This is a genomic window from Flavobacterium algoritolerans, assembly GCF_030010385.1.
Classification (GTDB): domain Bacteria; phylum Bacteroidota; class Bacteroidia; order Flavobacteriales; family Flavobacteriaceae; genus Flavobacterium; species Flavobacterium algoritolerans.
In genome coordinates this window covers 142,811-155,349 of record NZ_JASCRZ010000007.1, presented here as the reverse complement: position 1 = coordinate 155,349, position 12,539 = coordinate 142,811, and the positions used below count along the sequence as shown (strand labels likewise).

Here is a 12,539-nt window from a genome sequence, read left to right as displayed (position 1 = left end):
TTTTATTATGTAAACTATTGTTGTTATCTTAAAACAAAACTTGTTTTAGAAACTAATATATCTCTATCGAAAATATTGATGTAGTAAGTCCCTTTAGCAAAATCTTTACCTCTTAAATCTTCAGTAACATTGATTGTTTTGTTTTCATATTTTACATTAGTTAAAAAACTATATGTTAAAGTATTGTCTCCAAAAGTCTCTGTTTTTTTATCGCCTAAAACATTGTTTTTACTGTCAATTACTTGAACATAATATGTTTTATCACCAGATTTAGCAATTTGGTTTTCAGCTATTGTAAAATTAACTCTAAGAACATCAGCTCTGCTTGCTTTATCAGTTTCAATTTGTTTTCCTGAACTTCTTAATTTAAAAGCAGAACCTCTAGTGTTTAAAACTGTCAATTTTGAACCGATTTCAACTGCTTTAGCCAATTCTTCATTTTGACCTGTCAATGCTTCAACATTCTTTTTAGTTTCTCCTAATACTACAACTGTACTATCACGTTGTGTAGTAAGTGTTGTATTTGCCTTTTTTAAGTTGTCATTTTCAGCAATTAAAACTTTCATATTTCCTTGCAAAGCATTGAATTGAGTTCTGTATTTCGATAATGAAGCTACATCCCCTTTCGATTTACTTAAATCAGACATTAAGTTTACCACTTTATCTCTTTCTTGAATTAACTCTTCAGACATAGATGTGTTTTCTGCAATTGCAGCATCATAGGTTGATTTTAATTCTTGTAAATCTTTCATAACTGATTCTTTCTCAGTCAATGTCGTTTTCAATTCTGTTTTAACGATTTCGGTATCTGAAGTCATTTTAAAAATATAAACTAAACTTCCCACTAATAAAATAGCTAATACTGCTATAACCGCTTTAAGACTTGAACTGCTTTTTTGATTTTCCATCTTTTAATTTAATTTAATTTATTTTACAAATTTAACAATATATAACCACGTAATAACGTAAGTTAACGTAATTATATTATTTTTGGAAAAAAAATATTTTTTTTAATGGAAAAAATTATCCCGTTTACTATCAAAGATCTTGCTAAAATTACGAACCATAGAAGTGGTGAAATAAAATTTGGAGAGAAAATGATAACTGTTCCAAAAGAGACCAATGCTCTTGAGTTCTTAAAGACTTGTGAAGCAAAATATGTATTGTTTGGAATTCCGGAAGATATAGGTATAAGAGCTAATTATGGCAGGCCTGGTGCAGCATCAGCATGGGATAGCGCCATTAAAAGTATCGCTAATATTCAGCACAATCGATTTTGTAAAGGAAGTCAACTTTTTGTATTAGGCCAATTGAATGTTAGTGCAGAAATGAAAGAAGTAGAGCATTTGGATTTTAATGATATTGATGATCGATCTAAATTAAGCCAACTAGTAGAAAAAATTGATAAAGATGTTTCTCATATAATTTTCAATATTATAAAACTGGGCAAAATTCCTATAATTATAGGTGGCGGACATAATAATTCATATGGAAATATAAAAGGAACTGCACTCGCTAAAGGAAAACCTATCAATGCTATAAACTTTGACGCTCATTCTGATTTTAGAATTTTAGAAGGACGTCACAGCGGTAATGGTTTTTCATATGCTTTTGAAGAAGGGTTTTTAAAGAAATATTTTATTTTTGGTTTACACGAAAATTACACTTCCAAAAGTGTATTGGACATCATTAAAAAAATAGAAGACCGCGTACGCTACAATACTTATGATAGCGTAAACATTAGAAAAGAAAAAGATTTTAATCAAGAAATGGCTCTAGCCTTAGAGTTTATAAATGACGACTTTTTTGGAATTGAGATCGATTTAGATTCGATTCCTAATATTGCATGTAGCGCAATGACTTTGAGTGGTTTCTCAGTGGAGCAACTGCGTCAATTTATTTCCTTTTTTGCAAAAAATAAAAATGCAACCTATTTACACATTTGCGAAGGCGCACCAGATTTAGGCGAAGAAAAAAACAATCATTTAATAGGTAAACTTATAGGATATTTAGTAACAGATTTTATTAAATCTAATACTATTTAGTCTGTTTTATTGATGAATTTCTGGATTTAAATTCCAGAAGTTGTAACCCTAAATACCTTGTAATCCACCATCAAAAATAATAATACTATCTTTGTCGCACTATCTATGTACATAATACAGGATATTAAATACCAAAAATATGTTATTCGAAGATTTATCACTTTCAAAAAGTATACAAAAAGCCGTATTTGAACAAGGCTACCTTAACCCAACACCTATTCAAGAACAATCTATCCCAATTGTATTATCAGGAAGAGATTTAATAGGTTGCGCACAAACTGGAACTGGAAAAACAGCCGCATTTGCTATTCCGATAATACATCAATTGCATCGAATTGTAGGTTCTTCAAAAAAAGCCAAACAAATTCGTGCTTTAGTAGTTACTCCAACCCGTGAATTAGCTGTTCAAATAGGACAAAGCTTTGATACTTACGGAAAATATACAAACCTGACACAGCTTACCATTTTTGGTGGAGTTTCACAAAATCCACAAGTAGACACTTTAAAGAATGGTGTCGATATTTTGATTGCAACACCAGGAAGACTGCTAGATCTTCACAAACAGGGTTTTATTGATTTAGACCATTTACACACTTTAGTTCTTGACGAAGCGGATCAAATGCTGGATATGGGCTTTGTGAATGATGTGAAAAAAATTGTAAAGCTTACGCCAAAAAACAGACAAACATTGTTTTTCTCTGCTACAATGCCAATTGCAATACGAGAATTAGCTGAAATGTTTTTGACTGATCCTGCAACAGTAACCGTTTCTCCTGTATCTTCAACTGCTGAAAATGTAGAACAACGTGTTTATTTTGTTGACAAAACAGAAAAAAGGAACTTACTATATCATTTAATTAAAAATGAAAATCTATCCGATGTTTTGGTTTTTTCAAGAACTAAGCATGGTGCTGATAATGTTGTAAAAGCATTACGAAAAAACAATATTGCCGCAGAAGCCATTCACGGCGACAAATCACAAAATGCTAGACAACGCGTTTTGGATGCTTTCAAAAATAAGGAAGTTGGCGTTTTGGTCGCTACTGATATTGCAGCCAGAGGAATTGATATTGACCAATTGCCTTTTGTAATCAATTTTGACTTACCAAACATTCCAGAAACGTATGTTCACCGCATTGGTAGAACAGGTCGTGCCGGAAATGGCGGTATTGCAATCTCTTTTTGTAGTAAGGACGAGCATACTTATTGGAAAGACATCCAAAAACTAATAAAAGTGGATGTAAAAACCGTAAATGATCATCCTTATCCTTGGCATTCAGGAAGTCCTGAAACTGCTCCTGGATCCCAACAAAAAAATTCAAACCGTAGCGGTGGAGCTCACAAATCGAGAAAATCAGAAGTTTCTAAGCAAAACAAAAAACGCTGGTATTAAAAATATTTAATACTTGTTTTCATCCGTAAGAAATACCTTTTTAAGTTTAAATTAAAAAGGTATTTTATCGTTAATTATCTTGTTTTCAACGTTTTATAAGTTAAATAATATTTGTAAATAAATAATATCATTAAATTTGATTCAACTTATTTCAAACAATTAAAACATAAAACTATGGAAACTTTAGTAAAAAGAAACGGTTTATTTCCCACTGTGAATACATTTTTCGATGATTTTATTTCAAGAGATCTTTTTGATTGGAATGATAAAAATTTTACTGCTATTGGCAGTAATTTACCTTCAGTGAATTTAAAAGAAACTGATGATAAATTGCAAGTGGAATTAGCTGCTCCGGGAATGAAAAAAGAAGATTTCAAAGTTGAAATTGACAACAATATGCTTATGATTTCATCCGAAAAAAAGGAAGAGAAAGAAGAAACAAGAAAAAAAGATAATTACGTCCGAAAAGAATTTAATTATCAATCATTCTGCAGAACTTTTACTTTACCTGAATATATTGATGAAAGTAAAGTTGAAGCCAGTTATAAAGATGGAATTTTGCATGTGGACATTGCCAAAAAAGAAATTGGCAAGAAAAAAGCAAATAAAACTATAGCTATCAAATAAATAGTATTCAATAGTAGTTATTAGATAATGCCTTAAAAATCGTTAAATCCTTGGAATCAGTAATTGGTTTTGAAGATTTAACGATTTTAATTTTTATACAAAATCTATTAAAATTCCTCATCAAACAATTTTTAAAAACAGGATTATATAAAAATAAATTAAGCGATACTTTTAGGTTTTGATATTAGAATACTGATGATTTCAAATAATTTAATCGAATCAAAAGGTTTTATGATGATATCATTGATTCCTGCTGAAAGAGCTTCTTCCGTTATTTCTGTTTTATCAAATGCCGTCAATGCTACAATGGGTATGCCAATACCTTTAAGACGGATCTTTCTTGTGGTTTCAAAACCATTTATTAAAGGCATATTAATATCCATTAATATCACATCAAAATTCTCTTTTTCTAATATTTCTAATGCGGCATAACCATTGTCAACAACACTACATTTATAGTTGTTCTTCTCAATCGTTTTTCTGGTAATAACTTGATTTATTCGGTTATCCTCTACAACCAATACATTAACGGTTTGGGTTGAACTCATATCGACTTGAATATTATTGATAATTTCAGTTGTTCGCTCTGGATTAAATTCAAATGCAATAATAAATTTAAATGAAGTACCCTTTCCTATGGCACTTTCGAGTGAAATATCGCTATCAAACAATCCTAACATTTGCTTTACGATAGAAAGACCTAAACCAGTTCCTTGGTAATCAGTTTCTTTCCTGCTAACCTGAACAAATTTATCAAAAATCTTTTCCTGATCTGTAGCATGAATTCCAATTCCGTTATCTTGAATTTTAAATTCTAAAAAATGGGTTTTACCTTCTACTTTAACCAAGTTAACATTTATGCTTACTTCTCCTTTTTTTGTAAACTTCAATGCGTTACTGACTAAATTCATAATGATTTGAGAAAGTCTTAACTTATCGCCAATTAAAAATTCCGGAATACTAGGATCAACATTCACGTGGAGTACATTATCATTAGTTTTAGCTATAAATGATAAAGAACTTTTGATCATATCAATTTCATCAGAAATATTAAAAGTTAAATTCTCAAGAACAATTCTGTTATCTTCAATTTTATTAATTTGAAGAATATCATTCACTAATGATAATAAATATCGGGCTGAAAATTTAAGAGAACTCAGATGTGGACTATGAGCTAACTCTTTATGCTCATCAAGCAGCATGTTTGTAATTCCTACTACACCGTATAGAGGAGTCCTTAATTCATGACTGATTGTAGAGACAAATTGTGATTTTAAAATAGACGCTTCTTCTGCTTTCTCTTTGGCAGCCAGCAATTCTATATTTGTTTGAGAAAGCTTCTCATTGGCTTTTTTCTTAAAATTATTATTCTTGAATAAAGTATAGAGTAATAATAACAGAAAGCAAAAAACTACTCCAAATAGCAATACAATGATTTTTGATTTTCTTAAACTTTGGAGCTGAGCCACTTTCTCTGTTTCAATTTTATCTATCTCTCTTTTATATTCATCCAATTCTAAATTTATTCCGGCTAAATTAGCTTTCTTAATTTTTTCCTCGTTATATAGTTCGTCAGTAATTATATTGTACTGTGTGAGATTTTCATAAGCGTTTTTGTAATCACCATTCTTCAATAAATATTTTGAATATTCAAGATATGAAAAGGACAAATCTGATTTTTCATTTCCTTCATTTCCAAATTTTATAGCATTGATAAAAGATGATGTTGCTTTATCAGGGACTCCTTTGTAACCATAATACATCCCGTTTAGCATGTTTACAGCTACAGCGTTTGTTACATCACCATATTTTTTATTGTATTTGTTGATGAATTCTAAACTTGGGAAACCTTTTTCAAACAGACCAATATCAAAATAAGCCCAGGCAATATTAAGTTTAGTCATAAAAACCTGGTTGGTATCTGCTAATTTCTGACTGTATTTAAGAGAGTTTTCATAAAAATTTATCCCCTTTTCATATTGCTTTTTCTCAAAACAATAGATATTGCCTAAATTATTATTTATCCTTTTTCTTAATGTGTCATTACTCGTCTTATCAGCATAGGATAAACTCTTGTTATAGAAGAATATTGCTTTATCAAATTCAGCCATCTCAGCATAATTTGCCGCAATTGTAATATAGGAAATAGCTGTTGAATATAAATCATTAGCATTAATGGAGGAACGAAGTGCCAATTTAGAAATATCCAGAGATTTCTCAAAATTAGACTCCTTTAAGTATCGGGAAGCTTCGTCAGTAAGGTTAGTGATTTCTTGCTTAGAATATGTTTTTGTTTGGGCAATTGAATTATCACTAAAACAATTTAATACAAACAATAGCGATAAAACAATACGTAAATGATACATAAACAATTAGAGTTTATCAAATATACATTTTATTAATAAAAAAAAGAGGAATAAGTGCATATTATCTATTAAAATAAAATTGAATAAGCACATTTTTTAAAAACAGCAATATTATCTTTAAAATAAGAAACAATTAAAATTCTGAGTTTTAAATCCAAAAAAAAACCTGCTCAACTAATTGAGCAGGTTAAAGATGTTATTTATTGGAAAATGTACTTAATAACTATTCTGAAGCTACAGTTTCATTTTCATCATTCCCTTCCCATTGTCCTACAACTGATGTAGCAAGGGCATTTCCTAAAACATTTGTTGCACTACGAAACATATCACAAAAATGATCTATGGGTAAAATTAATGCGATTCCTTCAATTGGAATATCAAACATACCGCAAGTAGCTGCAACTACAACTAAACTTGCTCTTGGAACACCTGCAATTCCTTTGCTGGTAAGCATCAAAACTAAAAGCATGGTCATTTGTGTTCCTAGATCTAAATCAATACCATAAGCTTGAGCAATAAAAATACTGGCAAAAGTCATGTACATCATACTCCCATCTAGATTAAATGAATAACCTAATGGCAACATGAAAGATACAATTCTATCTTTTACTCCAAAACGCTCTAATTCCTCTGTCAATTTTGGAAAAACCGCTTCACTGCTGGTTGTCCCAAAAGCAATAATCAAAGGACTTACAATTCTTTTAAGTAAAACAGTCATTCTGCTTTTTAGAAAAATATAACCAACCACTATTAATACCAACCAAAGTGATGAAATTCCAACTAAGAATGAACCAAAAAATTTGAAATAGGTAATCGCTAATTCTTGAAAATCTCTTACTGCGAAAACTCCTGCAATGGCTCCAAAAACTCCTATTGGAGCAAATTTCATTACATAATTCACCATTTTAAGAACAATGTGAGATGTTTTATCTAAAGCATTTGTAACTGGCTTAACATAATCTCCCAATGATGCTGCGGCTAAACCAAAGAAAATAGAAAAAATCACAATTTGTAAAATTTCATTGGTTGCCATTGCTTCAAAAATACTTTTAGGCACAATATGCTCAATAAAATTTTCAAAAGATATATTTTGAGTTTTTGCAGTAACTTCAGAAACAGAAGCCAAATCAACATTTGATAAATTAAGACCAACTCCCGGTTCAAGTATGTTTACAAAAAACATTCCCAATAATAAAGAGATGAATGAAGCTGTAAAAAACCAACCCATTGCTTTTCCTCCAATTCTTCCAACAGCTTTAATATCTCCCAGTTTTGCAATTCCAACAACAAGTGTTGTAAAAACTAAAGGCGAAATAATCATCTGAACTAATCGAATGAAAATTGTTGCCAAGATTTTAATTTTTGCACTGAAGCCTTGAGCTGCTTCTGGCGAAATGGAATTATGAATTACAATGCCTAAAATAGCACCTAAAACCATCGCAATTAATATTTGTCCCGTTAATCCTGAAAAAAAAGATGGTTTTTTAGTTGTTTTGGTGTTCATTAAATTGATTGTTAGGTTTTAGTCTTAACCTGTTACTTCACTCAACTTTATAGGTCTTCAGTGAATTTTCTTTACAATACTATCTTTTTCTTGTTTGCTGCCAAGCAAGGAAAAATAAAGTGTAAAGCAGGAAAAGCTTCAAAAATTAATATTAATAAGTTTTGTTTATCAAATAAAAATCAGCTAATACAATGGCTGCCATTGCTTCAACTATGGGCACTGCACGCGGCACAACACAAGGATCATGTCGTCCTTTTCCAGTCATTTCAGTAATATTCCCTTTGTTATCCAATGATTCTTGTTTTTGCATAATGGTTGCCACTGGTTTGAAAGCCACACGGAAATAAATATCCATTCCGTTACTGATTCCACCTTGAATCCCACCTGAAAGGTTGGTTTTAGTAGTGCCGTCAGTATTGTACAAATCATTATGTTCACTTCCTTTCATTCTAGCTCCATCAAAACCGCTTCCAAACTCAAATCCTTTTACGGCATTGATTGAAAGCATGGCTTTTCCCAATTCAGCATGAAGCTTATCAAATACAGGTTCTCCTAAACCAATAGGCACATTTTGAATCACACAAGTTACAGTTCCACCCACAGTATCACCTTGTTTGCGTATATCACGGATATATTCCTCCATAATTACTGCTGAAGCTTCATCAGGGCAACGCACAGGATTGTTTTCAGTTTTTGAAAAATCTAATTCTTGGTATGGTTTTTCTAAAAAAATTGGACCTACAGAAGAAACGTAAGCATTGATTTTTATTTCTGACAGCATTTGTTTTGCTACCGCTCCAGCCACTACTCTACTGGCAGTTTCACGGGCAGAACTTCGTCCGCCACCGCGGTAATCACGAACACCATATTTTTTTTCATACACATAATCAGCATGGCTGGGTCTGTAATTATCTTTTATATGAGAGTAATCGTCTGATTTTTGATTGGTATTAGGAATAATAAAACCTATTGGTGTTCCAGTGGTTTTACCTTCAAATATTCCGGATAAAAATTGTACATCATCCGGCTCTTTACGTTGGGTAACTATAGCCGATTGTCCCGGCTTTCTTCTTGACATTTCAAATTGAATTGCATCTAAATCTATAGTTATTCCAGGAGGGCAACCATCTATTATACCACCTAATGCTTCACCATGTGATTCTCCAAAAGTTGTTATTCTAAATAGTGTTCCGTAGCTATTTCCTGCCATTATAATTAGTTTTGAACAAAAGTACCATTTTAGTTGAAAGTTCAAAAGTTTAAAGTTTAAAGTTTTAAGAAACATTTGACATTTATTGATATTAATTTAATCTTGTCTTAGATTTCTTAACCTTTAATTCCATTTCTATTGCTAATAATTCTATTAATTTGGTAAACTTCAAATTCAAATACATTGAAAAAAAGAAAAGTCGAGTTAGTGGTGATTTCTGATGTACACCTTGGAACTTTTGGTAGTCATGCTAAAGAACTTTATAATTATTTATCTTCTATAAAACCTAAAACGCTAGTATTAAATGGTGATATTATAGATGTATGGCAGTTTCGAAAATCCTATTTTCCAAAAGCACATTTAAAAGTCATACAAAAAATTATAAGTTTTGCATCCAAAGGGACAAAGGTTTACTACATCACAGGAAATCATGACGAAATGCTCCGAAAATTTAGCGATATGAATATGGGTAATTTCGCACTAGTGGACAAGTTAGTTTTAAATCTCGATGACAAAAAGGCCTGGATATTTCACGGTGATGTTTTTGATGCCTCAGTGCAACATTCAAAATGGATTGCCAAACTTGGTGGTTTAGGTTATGATTATTTAATACTTTCAAACCGATTTGTCAATTGGTGTTTATCAAAAATAGGAAGAGAGCCGTATTCTTTTTCTAAAAAAATAAAGGCAAGTGTAAAAAAAGCGGTAAAACACATTTCTGATTTTGAGAAAACGGCAACTGAATTAGCCATCGAAAAAAAATACGATTATGTTATATGCGGACATATTCATGAACCAAAAATGATTCATCAAGAAACTAAAAACGGGTCAACTTTATATTTGAATTCTGGAGATTGGGTTGAAAACTTAACAGCATTGGAATACAACAAAAAACGTTGGAAATTATATAATTATTCCGAAGCAAATTATATTGAAGAAGAGAACCTTTTTGAGATGGAAGATATTTTAAGCAATCAAATCGTGGCTTCAGCACTTTTCTCCAAACAAAACATCCTAATGTAGTACCAACATAAAAAAACATCAAAATCCTGAAAAACGTAAATTATATAACTTTTCTATAAAATTTTATAAACTTCATACCCTACTTAATTATACATTTGTATCTATAAAAAACTTACTTATGAAAAAAATTATTTTATCGGCAATAATGTTAATCGGATTAGCATTTACCGCACAAGCACAAGACATTTCGAAAAACGCATTGGGATTACGTTTAGGTGGTAATAATGGTTTTGGTGGAGAACTTTCTTACCAAAGAGCATTAGGAAGCAACAACAGACTTGAACTTGATTTAGGTTGGAGAAACAGAAGTAACTATAACAACAATGGTTATGATGACAATGCAGTAAAATTAGCAGCTTTGTACCAATGGGTATGGAACATTGATGGTGGTTTCAACTGGTATGCAGGTGTTGGTGGTGGTGTAGGAAGCTACAGTTATGATAATAATAACGAATCATTTAATGATACGTTTGTATTTGCTGCTGGAGATATCGGTATTGAATACAACTTTGATATTCCATTGTTAATCTCTTTAGATTTCAGACCTGAGTTTGGAGGAAATGGATATTACGAAAACAATTATGGTTCTGATATTGCATTAGGTCTTAGATACCAATTCTAATATTTTAGAAAACATATTAAAAAACGCCACTAGCAATAGTGGCGTTTTTTTTATTTAAAAATAATCTCTTTCTTGGAATTTATCTTGACTACACAAAAAGGATTTGTAAAAGCTTGTGTAACCATACTCCCCGGTTTAGGATTAGTTTCTTTTATGGTGATAACAATATTTTTATCGGTTTCGATAACACTATCAATCCCTATACTATACCCTCCAGATGTTTTTTCTCCCATATTCAAAACTATAAAATTCGCAGTCTGAACATCATTTGAACTGATTTTATTTTTTAAATTTTCATCGTTCTGCAACATTGCAATTTCATTTGGCTCCGAAAGAATCTCAAAAAAACGAATACTTGCACCACCGTTTGTCTGTTGCGTCAAGACTTCATATAAAGAACTTTTATCGGAACTTTTTGTAACTGTTGTACCGCAGGAAACTAAAGCGACAGCCACTAGTGATACTATTATTTTTTTCATTGCAACATTTTATTGGTTAATGGATTAATTTCAAAAAGTTTTACTACTTTTTATTTTAGAAGAATGTAAAATCTATGCGTATTTTTTTATCGCTTTTTTATATAAAGCTTCATAAAGCGGCAAGATGTTTTTGATGTCAAATTGTTTTGCAACTGACAGCGCATTTTCTTTAAATTTATGAAGAGTAGCGTCATCTTTTAAAATTTTCAAAGCGTTTTGTGCCATTTCATCTGTATTCCCAACATTGCTTAAATATCCGGAAATACCGTCAAAATTCACTTCTGGCAAACCTCCGGAATTACTTGAAATTACGGGAACACTCCAAGCCATAGCTTCGAGAGCGGCAAGACCAAAACTTTCTGTTTCAGATGGCAACAAAAATAAATCAGTATAACTCAAAATTTTATCAATCTCATTACTGTTTCCAAAAAAGATGACTTTATCCTGAATTCCTAATTCCTGACATAAATATTCTGCTTTTTCTTTTTCAGGACCATCCCCTACCATCATCAATTTAGCGGGAATTTCTTTTTGAATATTATAGAAAATTTTAATTATATCCGGAATTCTTTTTACTTTTCTGAAATTACTGATATGCGTAATGATTCTCTCATTTTTATTAGCCATTACAGAACGATGACAAGCTGTACTTGGATCATTATGGTTTTTATCTAATTCTATAAAATTAGGAATTACCTCAATTTCATTTTTTATATTAAATAATTTATGGGTATCATCTTTCAAACTTTGGGAAACCGAAGTAACAAAATCAGATTTGTTAATGCTAAAAGTTACGGCTGGTTTATAAAATGGATGGTTCCCAACTAATGTAATATCAGTTCCGTGAAGTGTAGTCACCATTGGAATATTAATTCCCTCATCTTTCAGCATTTGTTTAGCCATATAACCTGCATAAGCATGAGGAATTGCATAATGCACATGCAACAACTCGATTTTATAGAGCTTTACCATATCTACTAATTTGCTTGACAAAGCCAATTCGTATGGTTGATAATGAAATAACGGATATTCAGGAACATTCACTTCGTGGTAATGCACATTTGGATTTAAAAGTGCCAAACGTACAGGTTGACTATACGTTATAAAATGGATTTCGTGACCACGTCTTGCCAATTCAAGACCTAATTCTGTAGCGACAACACCACTTCCTCCAAAGGTAGGATAACAAACTATTGCAATTTTCATCTATGTATTTTAATGAAACGAAATTAATAAAAATAGGAATGTGTTTTATGGAAATTTAAGTTAA

At 31.3% G+C, this 12,539-nt stretch carries 11 protein-coding genes; 5 read left to right on the top strand and 6 right to left on the bottom strand.

From position 1 onward, the window contains the following. Positions 1-23 precede the first annotated feature (23 nt). On the bottom strand, positions 24-908 hold the full coding sequence (locus QLS65_RS14290; RefSeq protein ID WP_099715651.1) for a hypothetical protein: 885 nt from the start codon (positions 906-908) through the stop codon (positions 24-26). A 105-nt stretch (positions 909-1,013) separates the two neighbouring features. On the opposite strand from QLS65_RS14290, the gene QLS65_RS14285 reads away from it, so the two are divergent. The 3 genes from QLS65_RS14285 to QLS65_RS14275 all read left to right on the top strand — a co-directional run bounded on the left by QLS65_RS14285 (position 1,014) and on the right by QLS65_RS14275 (position 4,065). After that, positions 1,014-2,045, top strand: a complete 1,032-nt coding sequence (locus QLS65_RS14285; protein ID WP_282712696.1) for a formimidoylglutamase — start codon at positions 1,014-1,016, stop codon at positions 2,043-2,045. A 139-nt stretch (positions 2,046-2,184) separates the two neighbouring features. Continuing rightward, complete coding sequence (locus tag QLS65_RS14280; protein ID WP_121341963.1) at positions 2,185-3,438, top strand: DEAD/DEAH box helicase; 1,254 nt, start codon at positions 2,185-2,187, stop codon at positions 3,436-3,438. A gap of 174 nt (positions 3,439-3,612) precedes the next feature. Further along, the gene (locus QLS65_RS14275; RefSeq protein WP_099715654.1) at positions 3,613-4,065 is read left to right on the top strand and encodes an Hsp20/alpha crystallin family protein; all 453 of its coding nucleotides are present in this window, start codon (positions 3,613-3,615) and stop codon (positions 4,063-4,065) included. Between the two features lie 158 nt (positions 4,066-4,223). Here QLS65_RS14275 and QLS65_RS14270 read toward each other — a convergent pair whose 3' ends face one another. The 3 genes from QLS65_RS14270 to aroC all read right to left on the bottom strand — a co-directional run bounded on the left by QLS65_RS14270 (position 4,224) and on the right by aroC (position 9,145). Then, positions 4,224-6,431 (bottom strand): response regulator, encoded by a 2,208-nt coding sequence (locus tag QLS65_RS14270; protein ID WP_282718466.1) that lies wholly within the window; start codon positions 6,429-6,431, stop codon positions 4,224-4,226. A 223-nt stretch (positions 6,432-6,654) separates the two neighbouring features. Beyond that, entirely contained in the window at positions 6,655-7,935 is a 1,281-nt protein-coding gene (locus QLS65_RS14265; protein WP_099715656.1) for a dicarboxylate/amino acid:cation symporter, read from the bottom strand. A gap of 151 nt (positions 7,936-8,086) precedes the next feature. Beyond that, positions 8,087-9,145 (bottom strand): chorismate synthase, encoded by a 1,059-nt coding sequence (gene aroC, locus QLS65_RS14260; RefSeq protein WP_099715657.1) that lies wholly within the window; start codon positions 9,143-9,145, stop codon positions 8,087-8,089. A gap of 183 nt (positions 9,146-9,328) precedes the next feature. Between aroC and QLS65_RS14255 the strand changes: the two genes are divergently transcribed. Together QLS65_RS14255 and QLS65_RS14250 are read left to right on the top strand one after the other, a co-directional pair. Next, on the top strand, positions 9,329-10,168 hold the full coding sequence (locus QLS65_RS14255; protein WP_099715658.1) for a UDP-2,3-diacylglucosamine diphosphatase: 840 nt from the start codon (positions 9,329-9,331) through the stop codon (positions 10,166-10,168). Between the two features lie 118 nt (positions 10,169-10,286). Continuing rightward, the gene (locus tag QLS65_RS14250) at positions 10,287-10,790 is read left to right on the top strand and encodes a hypothetical protein (RefSeq protein ID WP_099715659.1); all 504 of its coding nucleotides are present in this window, start codon (positions 10,287-10,289) and stop codon (positions 10,788-10,790) included. Positions 10,791-10,840: 50 nt separating this feature from the next. Here QLS65_RS14250 and QLS65_RS14245 read toward each other — a convergent pair whose 3' ends face one another. Both QLS65_RS14245 and bshA read right to left on the bottom strand, forming a co-directional pair. Then, positions 10,841-11,269, bottom strand: coding sequence for a protease complex subunit PrcB family protein (locus QLS65_RS14245; protein ID WP_282718465.1), 429 nt, complete (start codon positions 11,267-11,269; stop codon positions 10,841-10,843). 72 nt (positions 11,270-11,341) lie between these two features. Further along, positions 11,342-12,475: an N-acetyl-alpha-D-glucosaminyl L-malate synthase BshA gene (gene bshA, locus QLS65_RS14240; RefSeq protein WP_099715661.1), complete on the bottom strand. Its 1,134-nt coding sequence runs from the start codon at positions 12,473-12,475 to the stop codon at positions 11,342-11,344. Between the last annotated feature and the right edge of the window lie 64 nt (positions 12,476-12,539).